Origin of the sequence: Dyella sp. (assembly GCF_035277725.1) — a bacterium.
In the GTDB taxonomy this organism is placed as follows: domain Bacteria; phylum Pseudomonadota; class Gammaproteobacteria; order Xanthomonadales; family Rhodanobacteraceae; genus Dyella_B.
In genome coordinates this window covers 21925-41862 of the sequence record NZ_DATEJY010000124.1, presented here as the reverse complement: position 1 = coordinate 41862, position 19938 = coordinate 21925, and the positions used below count along the sequence as shown (strand labels likewise).

Genomic DNA, 19938 nt, shown 5'->3' with positions numbered 1-19938 from the left:
GTCGACGTCGGCTTAAGTTGCCTCGATCAGAGCGGGGCCCGTTGGCTCGTCGTGCCCGTCAGGTACAAATTGCTTTCTGAATACGTTAGCGAGAACATTTTGGGCGTGTTTCAGCGCTACCGCTCTGTTGAGGTCTTCCCAGTGACCTTTCACATCCCGGTATCTCTCTCTAAGCATTTCGAGGAAGTCGTTTGTTAAGAATAGAGCGCAGTGCGAATCGTCTTCAGGCGTAGGATCGTAGAAAACATTGAACAGGCCTGGCTCTGACTGTCGTATCTCTTGGACGCTTGCAACGCAGAAGCCGTGGTAGTTGTCCAAATCGGCTTCAGGAATACTTGGCTTCCTTTGCCGGGTTTGTTGATTTTTTCGCTCAGCAAGTTGGTGCCCGTTTTGGTGGGTCCTGTTGGGTTCTTGCAACGCGGCCCACGCGACGGACTCTTCGCGTTTCGTTACTCCGTGTTCGTTGGTTCTTGATTGAAAAACGAATGCTCCCACGGGGTAGTTTTGAAGTTGGCCGGTGCGCACTTGTCCGACGTAATACATGCGTTTCCAGAAAATTTGTCGTCTAACATCTTCTTCGTTAGGGAGCGGGTTGCCGGCTCGCCGATCAAGAAGTGCCAGTTTTGCGGATTTAGATTCGGGAGAAATGGCCATATTGCGTTTAGAGCTTTGTCCGTGAGTGGCGTTTTCTTTCCAACATACTCAAGTTTGCTGCCGGCGGTGACCATTGATTGAACGTCTTTTCCAGAAACGATTAGCGCTGCAATAAGGTCGTCTTTGTACCACGAGAAAGTCACGTCGCCATCTTCGTCCCACGACAACATTGGCGCTGGTATATCAGCGGTTTTCAATTCATTGAGAACGACATTTGCTGCTGCTACAGCGAAAGCGTCGCAGTTCTCCCCGTAATTGCAGAGTGAGTAGAGCTCGCGCGACACCAATTCCCACTCGTGGGTATGAATATGCACGTCATCTAGCGCCGTCTTGCTCGTAACCGCCACGACAAACGTTCGAGCTTCGTTAGTTTCAGTCGAGGCTGAAGTAGACGAAATTTGAAGTACGGAAAGTTTACTTTTCACGAGCCCACTCCCGATACTTGGTTGTTACTCGTTCAAAAAGCTCGCTCTGCAATTTGTATGCAGTTGCAAGCGGCCATTTTACGTCTACGGCGGGCGAGGTATTAAAATCCATCGTTCCACGTACCAGCCACATCGGTGCAGATGCTGTTTTTGGAAGAGGCAAAGAGCCAAAAAGTACGACCATCGCTTGCTGTTGAACCACCGCCCACTGCTGGAGCAAGTTGAATTGAGTTTCTCCAACCGTTTCACTAGTGGCGTGTTCATTGCCCTGCACAGCTAGGTCAGTAAGGTCTGCCGCTTGAGAAGTAAGGTACGGAAACCGTTGCAAGACGATTGCATTCGCAGATTTCAATGAATCTTCATTCCACACTGCGTTCGCCTGAACAGCTACTCGATTGATCTCCACATTGAATTCAAGTTTTGCTAGTGCGTCCAATATTTCCCGGACGCGTGCGAAAGCTTTTTCGAAATCAATTAAGCCGAACAGGTTTCCTTGCTTCTCTTGATGAACATCTTTCGCGGTTCCGCGCAGCGACAAGTCTAGGCGGCCAGGCCCTACTGAAAGCATGTACGCGTAGCTTTCGTCGGAAGCAAGAACAACGGCCGACTTGTCGACTGGTCGAGCGTTAACAGATTCCGGGCCAGGCAGGCCGAGAGCACCCCAAATATCTTCAGGCCTGCCCTGCAGAACTCCGTTCAGGAAAAGGGTAAGGGAGCAACTTTCAAGGACCATGTGCCTGGTTTTTCAGAATAGAGAGGGGAAGGTCGGGCGCGGAGTTCCACGTCCGGAGAAAATGGCTGTGCTCACCGTTGATCTCAAGGTCTGAGAAAAGTTCGCATACAACTTGGCGGCACATGTATGCCAAAGGCCGCCAAGGTTGAGTACGTCGACGGTGAAAAGTTGGTCTGCCCATGCATTTGGGGTGCGCACCACAAGGCAGGCACCTGCTCGCCTGCTTGCAATAGTGGCTAGTTGGTTCACTCCTGTCCCCCTTGATCCCTGTGGTCCAAGACTAACGAAATTTCGTTGCCTTCACATTAGCCGCGCGCCACTTGGATGCAATGACATGTCCCGTGAAAGGCCCGTGAAAGCCCTGTGTATACCGCGCCGCCCCAATGATAGGCGGGATCGATCGCGGTCGCGCGGTCGTCCCCCTCCTCGCCTGCGCGCTTCCCCCCTCGCTTTTGACGCAGGTGACGCAAGGCCGAAAACGGGGCCATGGCAAGCCCCGATAGGGCTCGGAACGGGCGCCCGGGTGACGCGGTTTGACGCATCGGAAGACGGGGCACTTCGCGTTTTAGGCTTGGTGCCACGCGGGGTCGGCAGCTTCGATGTGCGAGCCGAGGTCGCGCATCAGGCTACTCAGGAGCGTAATGGCCTGATGGGGCTCCATCGCATTTTTCCGCAGCGCCTCTCCCACGCCTGCCAGCGCATGGGCGGTATCGCCGATACGCAGGGCGATGTCGCTGCACTTATCGGCCAGCTCATGCCGGTTTTGAGAGAAGACGATATCGGGTGCGGCGCTGACGGGGCCGGTGAGGCGCAGCGGCGTTGCATCCGCCCTATGCTGGCGGCGGCCATCGTCGCGGAAGACCCAGCACTTCGGGATGCGCCGGCCACGGGAAAACATATCCTCGCGACCGATGAAGGGGTATTGCAGCGAGGTTTTGAGCAGGCGACTTAGCTTGGAACGTTCGGCGATGGGAAGACCACGTCGCCACGCGGCAAGGATCAGGGTCGTCAGGTGGATCGCGATCAATCCCTGGTTGTCGGAATAGTTCACGCGCTCCCCGCGTTCGATGAGTTCCTCGTAGGTGTCCCAGAACTGGGCGACGATCGGGTGCTCGTCCGCGCAGATGGGGGAGGGCGGCTGGCCCGTGACCAGGGCATCAAACGCGCGGATCACGGCCAGGTGGAATTTCGGACTGACCCACATGGCATAGGCATAGACCAGTTCCTTGGTGACGTAGGTGCCGGGGGAGGCACCGCCGTGAACCAAGGCCACTGGAGCAAACGCCATTTCTGGCGTTTGCTCAGCGACCAAGGCTTGAAAGCCTTCGGTGCGGGTATAGCGGTTTGGACTGTGGCGCGCTTCGCCACCTGCGACACGATGCAAGTCATTGAGGCAGAAGCGACCGGCGCTATCGCGGCGGATCGTGGTCTTAAGGATGGTGAGTTCCTGCAAGGGTGTCCTCCATACGGGATAAAGAGCCAGTAAGCCGAAATGACGCCAAGGATGGTCCCGAGGGAGACCATCGCCGGATTCGATTTTGGAAAAGGTGATTTTGGTGACCGTGTTGCCGAAAGGCAATCTAAGCCTTTGTTTTAATTTTTAAAATCGGGTTACGGAAAAAGGTAATCTCAAGGTAATAAAAATTACCCTTCTCCGTAAGTGCTTGAATGTAAAGGCAATGGTGGAAGGGAAAAATTACCTTCCAGAAAGGTAATCGAATTACCTCAAATTACCTTTGGATTACCTTTTTCCGATCTCGCCTAAATCATTGATTGAGCGAAAGAAATGGGATGTTTTGCCGGTGTGGTTACCAAAATTACCTTTTTCCGACGATGCCAAACATTGGGGCCTATATAGAGGTGGCCCGTCGCTATCGTTCCTGGCTCTCTGCAGTTCCACCTTCTCCATCGTTGCGACCACTTCGTCCAGTTGTGCGTGGATGGCGCGCGTTTGCGTGGTCATCAGCGTGTACAGGTGGTCGGCGTCGACCATGCCGGCGCGCAGTCCTGCAACCATGCCGGCAGCCAGGCTTTCCAAGGCCGCGACGTGCTGCTGGGCGTGGACGATCAACGTGAGAAGTGTTGCTGCTGTAGTCATTCCGGTTATTCCCTTCTGTTCCTCCGGATAACATCGTGGCCCACAATGACTAACGCAAGTTTTTTCGTTGGTAGTTTGTGGAGCGAAGTGGATCAACAGTGGCACGTGATTGCCTCGGCTAAGCTGGTACCAGTTCCTTGAGGGCGGGCAATTCGTTTGCCCATTCGGACGACCGGGGGGGAGAACTGATATGTCGCCAATGCACGCTTGGCTCAATCATATTTTCGGTGACCCTACCGTAGCCTTGGTGGTCGGCCTGATGGGTGGTGGGCTGATCGGTTATGCAATTAGCTGGTGGTTTGCGCGAAGCAGCAGCAAGGAACTGCGCAACCAAGTCAAGACGCTGCGCGCGCATGTTGAACTGCCGGCTCGTATGCTTGAAGCACAAGGGCAAGGTCAAAAAGTGACACTGAATCGAAACGAGGAAGGGGAGGTTACCGGCTTGGTGCATCACGCGAGTCTGCACGATGAAATTCAGAGCAGTGTGCAGATACTCGGTGCCACCCTGACAACGGTGAAGCCCGAGGACTCGCCACCGAGACCGAAATGAAGCTGTTCTTGATCAAGCGCCGTATCACGCGGCGGTGTTGCCTTAACTGCTTATCGAAGATCAATACTGTCGTGCGATGAACTGGTCGATATGCGTGTCCTCTGTCATCGCCGCTAAAGCAGCTTCATCATCGATGCCCACGTGGGGCATCGGTTCCAACAAACCGGTGACGTCATACACAGACAGCTCTAGCCAATCGAGCTCATCTCCGCGTGGTGCCCCACCCACAGAGCGTTGAAACGGCCCGAGTGTTCCCCATGCGTCGGCTTCCCTGGTTGCTCGGTTACACGCATCCACTGGGTTTGTGGCGTGGCCTACGAAGACAACGAAACCGGTGGCGTCACAGATTACTCCATATGTACGCATGGATTTTCCTCTTATTTGGTTCTTAGAAAAACTAGACCGTCGACGTGCTTCAAGCTGTATACCCAGATACTTGGTCACGCAGGCTGCGGAATGCTTTGTTGGTTTCTTTAGCAGGCCTCCGTCGCTGCCCCATGGCTTGCACTCAAGCCATCCAATGCGTATTTCTTCTCGGTGGGGCTGGGCGTTCAACGACCTCACCTGTCTTAAATTGCTGCTTACACATTGGGCAGTCGATGGTGATGGTTCCGTACTTTCGATTTTTCTGCAGAACAGCCTTCTTGCCGCTGTCAAAGCATGGCTGACATAAATAATGCTGTGGCTCGCCAGATGCTTCAGACGCTCGATATACGAAAACACCTGGCGAAAGCTGAAATAATGCATAGCGACCGCGCTCGGCCAGTGCTTCGTTGAGCTTGCGAATTTCTTCACAAGCTTCGAAGTATTTGCCTTGCAGCTCCGCAAATTGGGCATTGTGTGTGAACAGGTTGTCCTGTGCTTTTAAGAGCTGACCGTTCATCTCCGATATGATCGAAGCGACCTTATTGAAGTCGCGAAGGCCGATCATCGCTTCGCCAAGTTGCTTAGCATGGGAAAGTGCGGTGAATGCTGTGCTTATGGAGGCGTAGTCCATGGGTGTTCCTGCATGTGGTCACTTTGGCCTAAATAGCATATCGCTCACGCTTTAGGGGCGTAATAGGGGCGGGATTCCTCGGCCCTTGCCGGGCGCGAAAAGAATCTTCCACTCGTGCCCGGTGTCGCATACTCGACAGAACGGCTGCGCCGCATAGTCGACGCGGAATAAACCAAGTCATCGCTCCAGAAGTGGCTTGCGTCGCCGATAAGAAGTTATCTGCCCGAATGGATACGCTCGTGAACGTGAAATCCCGCAATGCTCGCCTCGATATGCTCAAGGACGGGTTGGACCTGGTCAGAAATTACGGCTTCGGGTTGACGGTGCTCAGTTTGTCCTATGCAGTGGGATATGACCATTGGCAGTTTGGCCGCGTCGGACCGAAACTCGTGTCGGTTTTGGGAACCTTAATTGCAGTTTTCTATATTGGGGGCACCCTTTTCCACTTCTGTGCTAAGCACTGGCCCGAAGGACGGTTGGCGCAAGCACTCTGGTTGGTTTTCATCTCTTTCACGCTGGTCTTTGGTGGCGAGTTTTGCATCATCATCGTCACCAGATACCAGGAATGGGTCCATGTGAAATCTGCGGTCAGCCATTGATATGACGAACTGCATTGTTGTGGTGCCTTGGAAAACCCCGGCGTACTGGAAGTGGCTCTCTGATAGCTGCTGGAATCGGTGCATAAAATTCCCGCGTAACCTATTGATAAAAGGAAGCGCGCGAACCCAATTTGTATAAATTGGAGCCATCTAACTATTTGATTTTTCGATTAAATTTATCTGACTGTTAATCAGGGGGTCGTTGGTTCGAGTCCAACTTCGGGCGCCATAGTTTCTTCTCAGGTTCCCTCACTGAACCTCAGCATTCTGAAAAAGCCCGCTTTTATGCGGGCTTTTTTGCATCTGTCGTTGCAGTTCTTCTCATGGTCTCTCAGCAAAGCGCAACGCGGATGAGGGTATTTTTAGGGGTACATAGATGCCGCAAGATATTGCGACAGCTATGTACCCCAGGGCACACTCCCTCCGTCGCAAAGCACGGAGAGAGAAACGATGGCAGAACTGACCGCCCTAGCTGCACGCAACGCGCAACCAAGAGAAAAGCCATATCGGCTCGCTGCAGGTAGGGGACTCTATCTACAGGTCATGCCCAATGGGGCGAAGTATTGGCGCCAGAAGTACCGATACCTTGGAAAGGCCATGATGATTGGGCACGGTGTTTTCCCGGAGGTGAGTTTGGCGCAAGCCCGTGAAGCCTGTGATGAAGCACGGAAGGTTTTAGCGTCAGGCGTTGATCCAAGCAGCCATCGCAAAATGGCTAAGCGGGCGCTGAAAGTTCAAACCGAGAACAGCGTGAAGGCGGTAGTGACCGAATGGTATCGGCTGCATAGGGACGAATGGTCCGAAACCTATGCTGAGCGCATCATCCATTCCATGGAGAACGACATTTTTCCGTGGCTCGGTGATCGTCCCATTGGGAGCATAGAACCGCGTGATCTTCTTGTCCGTTTGCAGGAAATTCAGCAGCGAGGAGCCAAAGAAACAGGACATCGACTGCGGCGTTGGCTAAGTCACGTCTTCCGTTACGCGATAGTCAAGGGTGTTGCCGAGCGTGATCCTGCTGCGGATTTGCAGGGAGCATTAAAGCCCATCGACCAGAACAATTTCCCTACCATTACAGAGCCGGAACGCATTGGCGAACTTTTGCGGGCCATTGAAGGATATTCAGGCACCTATATCACGCGCGCCGCGTTGAAGCTGTCACCCCTCGTGTTCACCCGGCCCGGAGAACTTCGCTTTGCAGAATGGAGCGAGTTTGACCTGGAAAAAGGGGAATGGTTGGTACCTGGAAGCCGCCTCAAGCTGCGCAAGGCACAAAAGAAAGTGGCAAAGCCGCACGTTGTCCCATTGAGTCGTCAAGCAGTGCAGATTCTTATCGGGTTGAAACCTTTGACGGGAGCGGGCCGTTATGTTTTCCCTGGTGAGCGTACGGCAACTCGTCCTTTATCAGAAAACACGCTCAATGCCGCGTTGCATCGCATGGGTTTCAAAGGTGAAATCGTGGCACATGGCTTCAGGCACATGGCGAGCACCGCACTTAATGAAGCAGGGTGGAGTGAAGATGCTATCGAGCGCCAGCTTGCACATAAAGATAAAAACTTCATCCGTGCCACATACAACAAGGCTCAGTATCTGGAAGAGCGGCGCGCCATGATGCAAGCCTGGGCAGACTACCTGGACAAATTGCGCGTAAAGGATGTGGAGCGGCCTACCGCATTGCGGAAGGTTGCGTAGGCGGGCAACGTATACCGTTACCCGCCAAGTGTTTTATTCTGAGGCAAGCAACCGTAGCAACTGATCAGCGCGCACCTTGAGGTCCGTGCTGATCACATCCAGAAGCTGATAGGCAGCATCGGCATGCAGCACGTTCCGGCGCATGCCTTCGGCGATACCCGTCGACGCCGCATCCAGTGCATCGAGGCGCTGACGCAACGCTTCCACGTGACGAATCAGCTCCGCGGCGGGCGTGATCAACTCCGTGAGATGGTGGGCCATCAAGATCATAGTGTCTCCCTGTTTTGACTAATTCTGGGGTCACTCGACGGCGCGTGCCGGCGTCGAGTTTGTTCTCGCAAAATATTGCGCACCAGAATATCAGTCAGCACGCTTATCGCCCACACGGACACGACAATGATTGTCGACATCACAACGATCACTGCGTGAAACATTGTCGCGCGTCGACCATGCATCATGACTCATGCTCGATCGTGCACGATATCGATCAATCGTGCATCGTCGATGGTGCACGATCGCGACGAAACACCCAGCACTTCACCGACACGCCGCGACCTTCCACGATACGGATGGCGCTATTCACCGTGCGATAAGCGATAAATTTTCGCGCCCGGCTTTCCGGCAATAAGCGCTTAAGTTCACCGTATGAGGGAGCCTTTAACCCAAATTGTGTAGCGCGGCTCTGAAACTCCGGCAGGCTCACGGCAATCAAATCATCATCGCGACTGTGATTGAGCTTCTCGCCCTGGTCCGTGTCGTTGAGGTGATCGAACAACTCCCAAAATTCCTGCACGACGGGATGATCCGCGTTGATCGCCTTCTGTCGATCCACCGCCATCTGCGTGAGCAGGTCGAACGCCGCGCGCTTCTGCTCGACCGTGATCGGTACGACGTGCTCGAGCGCATCCACCAGCGCCATGATCTGCGCGTGGTTCTTGCAGATACGCATGCTCTTCAAATTCGGATGGGCTTTAAGCATGGCTTCGTAGCCCGGCGCGAACTCCGCCATGGTGGCGAGGATCTTCTTTTCACGCCGGACCGCCGCCAGGACAAAGCCGCTCACCTGGTCCGCCGGCCAGTTTTCCAACGCCTTGCCGGCCACGCTGCCTTCGGGCGTGTGACCGCTCTTGTCGAACGTCAGATGCACGATGCGCTGCAGGATCGCCTCGCTGGCATCGACCACGGCGTTCTGGCTGATGACGACCGTGCCACGAAACGGTGGCTCGTAGGTTTCATTACCGGCGCTCTTGAGGCCGCGGGCACGGCCAATGCGTCCGTTGTAGAGCGGCTTCAACTCGTCCCAATCAAATTGCTTGGCGTGCAGTTTGTCCGAACCGTTGGAGCGATCGGCTTCGATCATCACGATCGGCAGATTGCCGACCTGGCCGAAGGTGCGCGTGCGGCCTGCCAGGGTGCTCTTGGTGGGGTCAATACCTTCATGGTCACGACCCAGCAGCTTCCACAGAAACTCCAGCAGCGTGGTTTTGCCGGCGCCGGCCTCGCCGATGACTTCGAGAAAAGGAAAGCTTTTGTCGCGTGCGCGGATCTGCTCGGCAAACAGGCTGCCCAACCAAAACGCGAGCGTAACCAGGCCCTTCACACCAAAGGCCGTCCACAGATGGCCGAACCAGGCGTCGGTGTAATCGGCGCGGTTCGTGTTGATGTCCAGCTTCATCGAGTGCAGCAGGCTCTTGATGTTGAGCTTGCCGATCTCGAAGTAATCCTCGCTGTTTAATTCATACAGCACGCCGTCCTTGACCGCGACATCGCCCAGCACATAGGTCGCGTGTTCTTTGCTGTAGCCGATGAAGTCGATGGTTTCCACGGTCTTGATGGTGCCGAGCTGGTCTTCCATCAGGCGCAGCAACTGCTGCGTATTACCGGTGAACAGCCCGCCGGGACAGATGCTGGCCAGCCGTTTACCAAACTCGCTCGCCGCCGTGACCTGCGCACCGATAAAGGTGTTCTTCACCGCCGGCCGGTCGTCGGGCAGGCTGACGCGGAAGTAATACCAGCTCTCATCCGTGACATCGTTGCGCTGGAAGTACAGCGCGCGCGGGTAACAGGTGCTGATCGGCGTGACGGCGTTGCATTCCTGCAGTGCGGCGTCTTTGAGCTCGTCGTCGCTCAGGCCATGGTCTTTATCTTCGAGCGCTTCGCGCGCCTTGGCGACTTTGGCGAGGTCCAGCTTGAACCACCACAGGCGGTTGCCATACTCGAAGGGAAACTCCGCCTTGTTCGCCCGGCTGTAGATCAACAGGGCTTTTTCGCTTGGCGTGCGCGCGATCAGCAGCGCGCCTTCGTGCAGGTAGTCTTTGAGGTGCGCAGGGCTGAGCCGGTCGCGCTGATGCAGGTCGTTCCAGTCGATTTTGTCGCGGCCGTTCTGTCGGATCTGCGCGGCCTTGCAATCCCAGCCTTGCTGGCGTGCCTGCTTTACCCACTTGCGAATGTAGCGCTGCCCAGCACCGTCGTTATCGGTGCCATCGGTATCCAGCGCCCACACCAACGTCGGCCGGTGTCCCGCGCGCAGCGTGGTGAGTTTCTCCAACGCATGATGCGGGTAGTTGTTGCAGCTGAGCGCCGCCACCGCCGGGATGCCGTGCAACCACAGCGCGATGGCATCAAAGACGCCCTCGACGATCCAGACCTCGTCGACCGTCGACAAATCCAAGCCTGGCGGTGCCCACCAGTGGCCGGCATGCTGGCTGCCGAAGTTGAAGCGGGCCTTCTTCTTGCCGAATCGCTGTGGTTGATCGATCAACCGTTCCCAGTATCCGCCGCCGGGCAACGGAAACCGCACCGTAGCCGTGCTGGCATCCAGCTCGCGATCGACATAGCTCTCCTGCGTGTAGCAACCGCGCAAGCGCGCGATATCAAAACCACGCGCGTGGGTGAGGTAGGCGTCCGCCGCCGCGTGCGGGTTGGTCTCGGAGACCACGAAGCGCTCTGACCAGCTTTCAAAGAGATCGGCATAGAGATCTTTGACGTGACCTTCCCACCCGCACTTGTTCTCGCGGCCACAGCGCACCACCCACGGGCTGTGCGCATTCGTGTAGAGCTCTTTCTTGTCGCAGTGGGGACAGCGCCCTTCCTGCAGCCACTTGCCTTCCTTGTCCTTGAACGCGTAATCCCTGAGCAGGCGTTGCGTGATGTCCTGATGCAGGGATGTGTTCATGTGTCGCCGCCACGCGCCGCGATCCAGGCGTTGATGGCGCTCTCGCGCCATCCCACCGCCTTGCCGCCCAGGCTGACGGCGCGGGGAAAGTGACCGGCGGCGATGCGCCGGTACACCGTGGCCGCGGACAGCCCTGTGCGTGCGCACACCACAGGCAGGCGAAGAATGCAGTCACGCGGTGCCAATGCCGGCACCGCGTCATGTTCGACGGCATTCACGGCGCGGCCTCCGGCGCCGCATCCCGTTGCGCCATAACGGCGCGATAGTGGTGAGCCGCCGCGATCAGCGCGCTTCCCACCTCGATGGCTTGGTCGAGGGACAGGTAGATGCCGGCGGGACCAGCGTGCAACGCGACAGGATGCCGTGTACCCGCGAAGGCGCTGGTGGTGACATCGAGCTGGCCATCGGTGAGCGCAACGGTGGTGTGGCTGGCCAGAGCAGGAACAAGTTGACTGTGCATGCGCGTGTCCCGTCAGTGCGTGGTCGCCATCGCCTCGTGGCGCGCTGCATGCTCACGCGCGAGACGGATGAGATCGGCGGCGGTAAAGGCGATGCGCGCGCGCGTCACGGGATCGACGACGAAGACGGCAAAGCTCGTGCAGTGCGTCAGCTCCACGTGGGCCTTGGTGGCTCGCGTATCCACCTCGCCCAGTGCTTGCAACGCGACGATATGGGCGCGTTCCGTGGTGGCGCCGTGTTCCTGCAAATGCTGCGCGCAGCGTCCGATCAGGTGGTGGCGGTCGTGGGTGAGATGTTCGGCCTGGTGGGCGAGCAGGTAGCCGATGGCCACCTCGTGCAGGGTCGTCTGCGACATGGTGAAGTCTCTCCGGGTTGTGGGAACGAATCAGCCGGCCGGGGTGGCCGGCTCGCTGCGGTGCGCTTGCCCGGTGGCGAGCGGAATGGCAATGGCGGGATTGGGGATGTCGCTCGGGCACAAGGTGCGCAGGGCTTCCAGCCCGGCTACCCAGATATGCCCGCAGGCATCGTTCTGGCACTCGAAGCGCACCTCGCGGTACGTGGGCGTCAGGAGGTCGCTGCTGCGCGCGCGGGCGAAGCTCAGGCAGTGCGGGCACTTCACCCTGAAGCGACTCTCGCGCCGTGCGGAAGCTGAACCGGTCGGGTGGCGGCTCATGCGCGATTCACTCCGACGGCCTTATTCATGCAGCGCGCACCGGGCGGCACGGCGGCGGAGGCTTCATAGCTTGCCAGGCCGCGCAGGTACATCTGGCGGGCAAAGGCGGCGCTGGAGCAATCGTTTTGGCGAACCAACGCATCATGCCGGGCGTGCTCGGGGGCGAGCAGGCGCAGGGCAATGACCTTTTTGGTGACCCCTCGCGGGGAATAGCGGACGGGGGATTTACGCATGCTCGGCATGGGGTACGATGGCCTCGATGTGTCACACAATCCGAAGAATACACGCAAATTGCGTTATTGCAATATGAGATATGCAGGAATTACGCAAAACGAGGGAGAGGCACGTGGCCGAATTTGAAGCAGCACCGATCATCGACCGGATGCAGGAAGTGGTCGGGGTACGAACGGATATCGCGTTAGGGCAGTATTTTGGCTACGGCACCAGCACGGTCAGCGGCTGGCGGACGCGGAACAAGGTGCCCTACGAGGAATGCATGATTCTTGCAAAGCGCAAGGGCGTCAGCCTGGATTGGCTACTGCTGGGGACCGGAGCGATGCATGGGGAAGCGACCTCCGCCACGATCACCGAAAGCGGCAGCAGTGATCCTCGGATGCATCGCATCGGGGGATTCCTGTCGCACTGGATGGGTACGCATAACGAAGACGAAAAGGCGTGGCTGGAAATGCAGCTTGCTCGTGCGGTACCCGAATATGCCGATTGGGTAGCATCGCGCCATAAAACGTAATCCGTCACATTTTTTCGCACTCACTTCCCCGCCAGGCTTAAGTAAGCACCGCGCCCGCCGACTACTCCAATAGCCATGCAGGGTCGCGTGTGACGCGGCCGTCGAGCGGATGACACGTGCGAGGGATCAAATGAGCGGAGATATCAGCAGCCGGCTGGATGCACTTCTGGCAGAAAGGGACGCCGAGCGACAGAAATACAGTAGCCGCGTAGAAGAAAACATTCGAAAGGCCAACGCCGCAGAGAAGCGTTTTCTCGAACTCCGAGACGACGTGGTTCGACCTGCCATGGAGGAAGTGGGGCGATGGCTTGTCGGGAAAAATATCCAGTTCGAGATCGACTGTTCCAACTACGTACTGTTCAACAGCAGCTACCCTGCGATCGAATTCGAGATGGTTTTGGATGAAAGAGGGCGCGGGTATAGCAATCCATTCTATCGAGTCGTTTGGAATCACGACAAAGTGGAATTGACCAAGAACGTGCGTATTTATGGGGGAGGGACGCAGGCATCGAAGGCAGGCGATATCACCCTGGAAGAGCTGACCAAAGAAAAGGTGCAAGATGACCTTTTGGACGTCATAAAAACAGCCATCTAGCGATGGGTTGCGATTAGAGTTAATGCTGCTCCGGAAGCACGTCGTCAGTGCGATGTTCTAGCTCTAGCCGCGTTACGAAGCCTTGCCCATCCAGCGAGTGCTCTGCACGCACGACAATCCAATCGGTCGCATTGATATCAGGCTTGAACCCGCGCACGTGCGCGTGCATCTCGGGAGAGATATCCGGGCGCCCGCGCGCAAGCGTGTAGTTGAACGTCACAATACCGCGCAGCAGTCGACAATATTCACTACGCGCGGCGCGTAGTGCATTGCTCTTGCTCGCGTAGATGGTACGCAACGTTTTCACACCTTGGCTGTCGTCAGTACCGACCAGGACCGCTTCGGTCTTGCCGGTGTTCACATCGTCGTATAGCGCACGAATGCCCCCGTACGCATCACGATCCGCCGCGTGATAGCGATGCTGGTCACCATCGGCACGCACCAACGTCACGCTGGGCAGCGGCTTGCCGGTCGCGGTGGTACCTTCGCCGATCGGGCAGAAGATCAGCACCCCCGCTTTGATGGTGGCCACTGCATCGTAGTGCTTGCCTAGCCGTGTCAGAAAGTTGATATCGCTTTCGTTGGTCTGCTCGATATGATCAACCACTGCATCGGCAAGACTCGGATGACAGCGCGAGGTGAGCCCATTGCGCCCTGCTAGCTGGTTGATGATCGCGCCGAGTGTCGTATCGATATAACTCTGCTCGCGCTGCTCACGCAGATTGCCACGCAGGTGCGCACTGCGCCCGCGCAGGATGAGCTGATCGGGCGCACCGGTATGTTCCAGCTCGTCGATCGCAAACGTGCCCATGTCGGTGAGCCCGGTGTCATCCCAACCCAGCCACACCTGCAGTGTGGCGGTCTTCGGCGGCAGCGCGAGTTGCCCATCATGATCGCTGAGTGCGATATCGAGCTGGTCGGCGCTGTACTGCCGGCAAGCACTGATGGTGAGCGAGATCAGACGTGGCGCAAGCGTTGACGTCAGATCGCGACCGTCGAGCGTGACCTTCCACCGCGGCTTCGGGTTGCTGCTGCTCATGCATAACCCTGCATCGCACTGCCGTTATTGACGGTACCGGTAAGGTTGTCGTGACCCGGTGGCGCACTCTGCACGCGCCCGTCATCCGTGCGGGCCAGCGAGATCGTAAATTCCGTCCGCCGCGGTACGCCGTCCGGCGTGAAATACGTGGCCCCTTCCTGCAGGTGATCGATGACCCAGGCGCCCAACACATTGCCGGTGCCATCCACCAATGCGTAGGCATCACCGGTGTCGGCCATGGTGCGCAGCGTGGTGAGGCTCAACCGTTTGCCGGCGATCTCCGGTACCAACACGCCGCTCAAGGTGATCGTATCTTCGCCCGGCCCGACATATTGCCGTGCCTCGCGCGCACCCACGCGGCTGTTGCCGGGATGTCGCCACGCGGTCGAGCGGCGCAGCTCGTGATACGCGAGATCCGGCAGTTGAAACACAAATTGGCCCAGTGCCATCAGCATGTATTACTCCGAATCACTCAAGCGCGAGCGATGCGCCGCCGCCTTGGCGCGCTCGCGCCGATCCAGCTCGGCGGAGACGGCGCGTGCCGTCGCGTGCGCATCCGCGCCCGGCGCGGCATGCACGGTGACCGCGTAGCTGTTGGTGATGGTGCTCCCCGCGTTGGCCGCCTTGAGCGGGGGGCTGCTATCAAGCGCAAATCGCGGTGGCGGCACTTGGCCGTCATTCCAGTCCCACGTGCGTGCGTCGCTGCTGGCGCTGGCTTTGTCTTGTCCGAGCGCGGCTTTCAGGGCGCGCCACTTGTCGAGCAACCCCTCGATCTTGTCGCTGATCCAGCGGAAGGCGGTGGCGAAGGGCTGTTTGAGGACCTCGGTGATCCCGCTCCAATTCACGGTGATCCAGCCGATGCATTCACCAATGGTTGTGCCGAGCCACGTGAACGCCTGTACGGCCCAGGTGATCGCCGTGACCACACCAGCCAGTGCGGCGCCGAGCACGCGGCCGAAAGTAACACCGCGTGCGGTGGCGCCCGCCAATTGGTCGGACGTCGCCTGGAGCGGTTCAAACAACCCGACGAGCCAACGCCATACCGCACCCAATGCATCGGCGATGGCATCCCATGCGGGTTTCAGCGGAGCGAGCGCCGTACCGAGCGCGAACAACGCCGGCAGCAGTTCATCACGCAGGCCCATACCGATGCCGCCGAAGAACGCCTTGATCGGCTGCCAGTATTTCCAAACGACGATGCCCAGCGCTGCGACGGCCGCGATCAGTGCTAGCACCGGCCAGCTCACTCCGGTGATCGCCAGCATGGCTGCACGCGCGCCAGTTGCCATCGCCGGAAAGACATTGCGTGCGAGTCCACCCAGACGTGCCAGCATGCCCGCACCGGCGGTTTCTCCGCCCGCGGCGGCCGCACCGCGTGCCGCCCATCCCAACCGGACGCGCCCCATCGTAAAGCGCAGCAGCGCGAACTGGCCGATCAATCCGCCCAGCACCACCATCAAGCCGCCAGCACTCATCATCAGCACGCCAAAACCACCCGCGATGAGCGCCAAGCCTTTGGCGATGACCGGATGTTTCTGCCCGCCCTCCGCCAGTATCTTCAACACGACGACCAGCTTGCGCAAACCGGCCACGTACAGCGGCAGCACCTCTTTGCCGAGCGTGAGGTACAGATTGCGTTTCTCCGCGTCGAGGTCCGCTTCCTGACCGGCGGCGGTGTCACCGGTCATGCGATATGCGTCGTCGAGGCTGGCAAACTTGCCCGCGGCAGCCAGCTGCTTCTCGATGTTCGCGCGCTGCATGAACATGCCGGCGAAGAGATCGCCGCCTTTGCGCGCACTGAAGAGCGCATTGAGCTTGCTTACCACCTGGTCATCGGTGAGCTTGCCCGTCGGGTTAAGCCGCGGGATGACCTCGGTCATCATGTACTGATAGGGGTTGCTCTCGTAGAGCGCCTGGTTCTTGAGCGCCCCCGGCAACATCTTGGTGATGTGGCCGTTCTTGCCGTATTTGACGGCGTCCTTGTTGATCAGGCCGAGCTGCGCGAGCGCTTCGGCGGTTTGCTGCGTGCTGCGTCCCGCCGCCCAGTTCTGATACGCCGACGCAAAGCCGGTACCGGCGCGCATGCCGCCCATTTCCTGGATGGTGTGCATGGCGCCGAAGAACAGCGCCTTCTCGTCCATCAGCTTGGCGGCGACGCCACCGACCTTCATGGTTTCCAGATAGTCGGAGGGCTTCACCAGGCCACCCGAGCCGACATACGCGCGGCTCATCATGTCCAGCAGATGCTGGAACTCTTCCGGCGTCTTGGTGGCATTGCGCAGCTCACCGGTACGGATCGCATCGATCAGCTGGTTGACCGTCTCCTGGCCATGGCCACTGCCATCGCCATGCTCGGCCATCAGCGATTCAAAGGTGTACTTGGCTTTCAGCAGCGACGGTGCAACCTGCACGGCCTCGTGCATGTCGCGGAAGATCGAATTCGCGTCCTTGAGGATCTCCAGCTTGTCGTTGACGGCGCTGCCGCGGGTGGTGTCGCTCCGCACGAAGCGTTCCGCTTGCGCGACGTCCGCGTCACTGACGCCCTGTGCGCGCAGTTGCGCGAGGTTCGTTTGATAGATCTTCGCCTCGTGGATCGCGGGTTGCACCTGGTCCACCAGGTGTCGGCCCGTCTGCATGGCGGCATAGCCGGCGATCGACAGGTTCGCACCCATCGCTTGGCCGCGCGCCAGGCGCTCGCGCAGCGCGACGAGTTGTTGCGCCTGGACGCCTTGCGCCCGTAATGCGGCCGTCTGCTGTTCCATCACGCGCGTGGCGGCGGCTGATTGCGTGCGCAGCCGTGCTTCGGCCGCACCGAGGTGCCGTGTATCGACACCGGCCGCGGCGAGCCCTTCGCGTAGCTGCTGCAGCGTGCGAATCTGCTCGACCTTCTGCGTCTTGAGATCACGCGCCTCCGCCGTCAGCCGCTTGAACTGGCGGGACAGCGCGGCGGTGGGCTTGTCGGTCTCGCGCATCTCGCGCGCCACCGCATTGATGCGCGCCTGCAGATCCTTCATGCGCACTGCGGTATCGCGCGTGCCTTGTTTCAGCTTGCGGAAGTCGCCCGCTTTTTTCTGCACCTCATCCAATTGGTGCAGCGTGTCGCGCGTTTTCTTGAGTTGCTCGGCAGCGGCCTTGCTGGCCGCCTGCACCTTCTTGAGCGGCGCGGTCGCCTTATCCAGGGTCTGCAACAGGACCGATAGCTTGAGATCCACACATCACTCCGTACCGCTACGCAGCCGGGCGCGTTCGCGCCAGGCCATCAGTTCGTCCAATTCGAAATCGGCCATCGCGACGGGAGACCAGTGGAACACGACCGCGATGTCCGCCATCACGTCCTCTACGCAGACAGGAACGCCGCTTTCTGCGACGGCAGCAAAAAACCGACGATCTCCGCGCCGAGCTTCATGAGGTCGCTGGGGTCGAGGTTTTCCACGTCACTGCCGGTCAAGGTGGGCAGGGACACACGCGGGAGCACCTTGATCAGCGCGGACACGTCCAACTGCGCCAGGTCGGACAGGTTGACGCCGCGCAGCTCGCCGGACTTGGGACGACGCAGATCCACGGAGGCGATGGTCTGGTTGCCGCGCACGATGGGGGCATCCAGCGTGACGGTGACCATGCCGGTTGATGCAGAGGTCGGGATATCGTGGGGTTGCGTCATGGTGGCTCCAAAACAAAGAAGAAAGGGACGGCTCGCCGATAGCGGCGGGCAGCGAAAGAAGAAAAAGGCGGGTTAAACGCCGAGCGCGCGGCGCTGGTCGGCGAGACGATCGATACCGCCGACGTTGAAGATGAAGTTCAGCGGATCGATCTCGATCAGCACCTCACCGTTGACGGTGAGCTTGTAATAGGCGCAGCTCGTCGTGAACTTGTGCTGGGTGTTGTCAGCCGGCTTTGCGGTACCGAAGTCGATTTCCTTGTGACGCCCGCGCACCACGACCTCCACCGCATCGGTCGCCCCGGTGTCGTCGCGCTGATACGCACCGGCAAAGCGCAGCAGGCAGCCGACGGCGCTGGTAACGCCGAACTGCTTGAGCGCATCCAGCATGATGCCGCCGGCCGTCCATTCCAGGGTGATCGGCTCACCGCCGAGATCGGCTTCGACGCCGGTGTCCATGCCACCGCCGCGCCACTCTTCCATCTTGCGGCTGAGCTTGGGCAAGGTGATTTCGGCAATCTGGCCGAGATAGCTGTTGCCGTTGTTGAACAGGTTGAAATTCTTGAGCTTGCGCGGCAGGGCCATAGGGGCATTCCTTCAAAGGGCAGAGAGCGAGCGGCTGGCATGCCAGCTGCTGTCGGTCAGGCGTTGATCGATGCGGCGAAATCGACGAGATAGCGATCCGTGATGCGCTGGCGAAGCTGCAGGTCTTCCAGCGGCGGAACCGGCGTGTAGTCGTAGTCGATGAAGAGATCGCCGCCGGCCAGCGAGGCCACGGCATTGGCGGATTCGTCGTACCAGGCACTCGCGCCGATCACGTAACCGCCGGTCTTCATCTCTCGGAACTTGGCGTTGATGCCTTCGAGGATGTCTTTCACCAGGCTGGGATACATCGACTTGTCGACGGCCCACATATGGCCGTCTGCAATGGTGTCGGCCAGCACCTGCGCGGTACGCGTCGCGCTCTCGAACACGAACTTGGGGTCGTCCGAACACGTGCGGTTACCCCAGAAGCGAAAACCCTGCGCATTGATGAGCGTGGTAATGCCGGCCTGGTTGAGGAGACCGGCATCGGTCGCCGGATCTTGCAGATCCCAGCTTACGTCGATGCTGATGCCGGTGACGCCGTTCACCGCCACGTTGGAGAGGGTTTTCTGCCAGCCCTGGCTCTCATCGATGGCGGCACGCAGACCCAGCGCATAGGCCGCGGAGGGCACTTCCACCGTCGCGTTGCTGGCTGTGTCCCACGCCATGAAGTTGGGCCACACCAGCATGACTTCGCGCTGGCTGAAGTTGGCGCGGTAGGCGATGACCTCTTCCACCTTCGTGGCATCGGGCACGTTGAGGTACGTCATCGCGCGCAGCTTCTTGGCGATCGTCGCCAGGGCCACGCCAACAGGCTGGGTATCGAGGCCTGGCGCCCCCAGGATGCGTGGCTTCACACCCAGGCGCGCTTGCGCCGCCAACAGGGCCTGCGCGCCGGTCAGCCGGCCGTTGGCGGCCGTCGTGCCAATGACATTACTGGTGGTCTCCGCGGCATCTTTGCCCTGCGCCACGCGCACCACCACCAGCACCGGCTTGGTTTGCGCATCGATGGCGTTGAGCGCGGCAACCAGCGTGCCCTTACCGGGACTGCCCGCCTTGCCGATCGCCATCTTGAGATCGGTGACCAGTGTCGGCGTATCGAGGGGAAAGGTCGCGGGATCGGCGTCCTCGCTGATCGCCACCAAGCCGATGACGGCGGTGGACACGGTAGTAATGGTTCGCGCGCCATCGGTTACTTCGATAACGCGCACACCGTGGTGATAAGCCTGGGCCATGAAGGATTCCTCGTGAAGGGCGC

At 58.9% G+C, this 19938-nt stretch carries 24 protein-coding genes and 1 tRNA gene; 6 read left to right on the top strand and 19 right to left on the bottom strand.

Annotated features, from left to right (window positions below; translation table 11 throughout):
- Positions 1-449: 449 nt before the first annotated feature.
- The 4 genes from VJR68_RS11515 to VJR68_RS11500 form a co-directional block, all read right to left on the bottom strand.
- Positions 450-1079: a hypothetical protein gene (locus VJR68_RS11515; RefSeq protein ID WP_324147815.1), complete on the bottom strand. Its 630-nt coding sequence runs from the start codon at positions 1077-1079 to the stop codon at positions 450-452.
- Positions 1069-1812 (bottom strand): hypothetical protein, encoded by a 744-nt coding sequence (locus VJR68_RS11510; protein WP_324147814.1) that lies wholly within the window; start codon positions 1810-1812, stop codon positions 1069-1071. The genes VJR68_RS11515 and VJR68_RS11510 overlap by 11 nt, the downstream gene beginning before the upstream one ends.
- A gap of 565 nt (positions 1813-2377) precedes the next feature.
- Positions 2378-3265 carry a KilA-N domain-containing protein gene (locus VJR68_RS11505; RefSeq protein WP_324147813.1) on the bottom strand — a complete coding sequence of 296 codons (888 nt, stop codon included), beginning with the start codon at positions 3263-3265 and terminating at the stop codon, positions 2378-2380.
- A gap of 288 nt (positions 3266-3553) precedes the next feature.
- Complete coding sequence (locus tag VJR68_RS11500) at positions 3554-3910, bottom strand: hypothetical protein (protein WP_324147812.1); 357 nt, start codon at positions 3908-3910, stop codon at positions 3554-3556.
- 190 nt (positions 3911-4100) lie between these two features.
- On the opposite strand from VJR68_RS11500, the gene VJR68_RS11495 reads away from it, so the two are divergent.
- A complete protein-coding gene (locus VJR68_RS11495; RefSeq protein WP_324147811.1) occupies positions 4101-4460 on the top strand; it encodes a hypothetical protein in 360 nt (119 codons plus the stop codon).
- 508 nt (positions 4461-4968) lie between these two features.
- Here VJR68_RS11495 and VJR68_RS11490 read toward each other — a convergent pair.
- Positions 4969-5457 (bottom strand): hypothetical protein, encoded by a 489-nt coding sequence (locus tag VJR68_RS11490; protein ID WP_324147810.1) that lies wholly within the window; start codon positions 5455-5457, stop codon positions 4969-4971.
- A gap of 239 nt (positions 5458-5696) precedes the next feature.
- Between VJR68_RS11490 and VJR68_RS11485 the strand changes: the two genes are divergently transcribed.
- The 3 genes from VJR68_RS11485 (at position 5697) to VJR68_RS11475 (ending at position 7748) form a co-directional block, all read left to right on the top strand.
- The gene (locus tag VJR68_RS11485; protein WP_324147809.1) at positions 5697-6056 is read left to right on the top strand and encodes a hypothetical protein; all 360 of its coding nucleotides are present in this window, start codon (positions 5697-5699) and stop codon (positions 6054-6056) included.
- 118 nt (positions 6057-6174) lie between these two features.
- A tRNA-Asn gene (locus tag VJR68_RS11480) sits at positions 6175-6285 on the top strand.
- Between the two features lie 221 nt (positions 6286-6506).
- Positions 6507-7748, top strand: a complete 1242-nt coding sequence (locus VJR68_RS11475) for a tyrosine-type recombinase/integrase (protein WP_324147808.1) — start codon at positions 6507-6509, stop codon at positions 7746-7748.
- 33 nt (positions 7749-7781) lie between these two features.
- On the opposite strand, the gene VJR68_RS11470 is transcribed toward VJR68_RS11475, so the two are convergent.
- From VJR68_RS11470 to VJR68_RS11440, 7 genes are all read right to left on the bottom strand, one after another.
- The gene (locus tag VJR68_RS11470; protein ID WP_324147807.1) at positions 7782-8018 is read right to left on the bottom strand and encodes a hypothetical protein; all 237 of its coding nucleotides are present in this window, start codon (positions 8016-8018) and stop codon (positions 7782-7784) included.
- 217 nt (positions 8019-8235) lie between these two features.
- Complete coding sequence (locus VJR68_RS11465; protein WP_324147806.1) at positions 8236-10923, bottom strand: toprim domain-containing protein; 2688 nt, start codon at positions 10921-10923, stop codon at positions 8236-8238.
- Positions 10920-11141 (bottom strand): AlpA family transcriptional regulator, encoded by a 222-nt coding sequence (locus tag VJR68_RS11460; protein WP_324147805.1) that lies wholly within the window; start codon positions 11139-11141, stop codon positions 10920-10922. The genes VJR68_RS11465 and VJR68_RS11460 overlap by 4 nt, the downstream gene beginning before the upstream one ends.
- On the bottom strand, positions 11138-11383 hold the full coding sequence (locus VJR68_RS11455; protein WP_324147804.1) for a hypothetical protein: 246 nt from the start codon (positions 11381-11383) through the stop codon (positions 11138-11140). Before VJR68_RS11455 ends, VJR68_RS11460 begins: the two co-directional genes overlap by 4 nt.
- Positions 11384-11395: 12 nt before the next feature.
- Positions 11396-11737, bottom strand: coding sequence for a hypothetical protein (locus VJR68_RS11450; RefSeq protein ID WP_324147803.1), 342 nt, complete (start codon positions 11735-11737; stop codon positions 11396-11398).
- Positions 11738-11767: 30 nt separating this feature from the next.
- A complete protein-coding gene (locus VJR68_RS11445; RefSeq protein ID WP_324147802.1) occupies positions 11768-12055 on the bottom strand; it encodes an ogr/Delta-like zinc finger family protein in 288 nt (95 codons plus the stop codon).
- Positions 12052-12297, bottom strand: a complete 246-nt coding sequence (locus VJR68_RS11440) for a hypothetical protein (RefSeq protein WP_324147801.1) — start codon at positions 12295-12297, stop codon at positions 12052-12054. Before VJR68_RS11440 ends, VJR68_RS11445 begins: the two co-directional genes overlap by 4 nt.
- A 104-nt stretch (positions 12298-12401) precedes the next feature.
- Between VJR68_RS11440 and VJR68_RS11435 the strand changes: the two genes are divergently transcribed.
- Positions 12402-12803 carry a helix-turn-helix domain-containing protein gene (locus tag VJR68_RS11435; protein ID WP_324147800.1) on the top strand — a complete coding sequence of 134 codons (402 nt, stop codon included), beginning with the start codon at positions 12402-12404 and terminating at the stop codon, positions 12801-12803.
- 130 nt (positions 12804-12933) lie between these two features.
- A complete protein-coding gene (locus tag VJR68_RS11430; RefSeq protein ID WP_324147799.1) occupies positions 12934-13398 on the top strand; it encodes a hypothetical protein in 465 nt (154 codons plus the stop codon).
- A 19-nt stretch (positions 13399-13417) separates the two neighbouring features.
- Here the strand turns inward: VJR68_RS11430 and VJR68_RS11425 are convergent, their stop codons facing one another.
- The 7 genes from VJR68_RS11425 to VJR68_RS11395 form a co-directional block, all read right to left on the bottom strand.
- Complete coding sequence (locus tag VJR68_RS11425) at positions 13418-14437, bottom strand: phage late control D family protein (protein WP_324147798.1); 1020 nt, start codon at positions 14435-14437, stop codon at positions 13418-13420.
- Positions 14434-14892: a phage tail protein gene (locus VJR68_RS11420; protein WP_324147797.1), complete on the bottom strand. Its 459-nt coding sequence runs from the start codon at positions 14890-14892 to the stop codon at positions 14434-14436. The genes VJR68_RS11425 and VJR68_RS11420 overlap by 4 nt, the downstream gene beginning before the upstream one ends.
- A gap of 3 nt (positions 14893-14895) precedes the next feature.
- Positions 14896-17649, bottom strand: a complete 2754-nt coding sequence (locus VJR68_RS11415; protein WP_324147796.1) for a hypothetical protein — start codon at positions 17647-17649, stop codon at positions 14896-14898.
- 3 nt (positions 17650-17652) lie between these two features.
- Positions 17653-17766 carry a GpE family phage tail protein gene (locus VJR68_RS11410; protein ID WP_324147795.1) on the bottom strand — a complete coding sequence of 38 codons (114 nt, stop codon included), beginning with the start codon at positions 17764-17766 and terminating at the stop codon, positions 17653-17655.
- Positions 17767-17774: 8 nt separating this feature from the next.
- On the bottom strand, positions 17775-18098 hold the full coding sequence (locus VJR68_RS11405) for a phage tail assembly protein (protein ID WP_324147794.1): 324 nt from the start codon (positions 18096-18098) through the stop codon (positions 17775-17777).
- A 72-nt stretch (positions 18099-18170) separates the two neighbouring features.
- On the bottom strand, positions 18171-18680 hold the full coding sequence (locus tag VJR68_RS11400) for a phage major tail tube protein (protein ID WP_324147793.1): 510 nt from the start codon (positions 18678-18680) through the stop codon (positions 18171-18173).
- Positions 18681-18736: 56 nt separating this feature from the next.
- A complete protein-coding gene (locus tag VJR68_RS11395) occupies positions 18737-19915 on the bottom strand; it encodes a phage tail sheath protein (RefSeq protein WP_324147792.1) in 1179 nt (392 codons plus the stop codon).
- Positions 19916-19938: the final 23 nt, after the last annotated feature.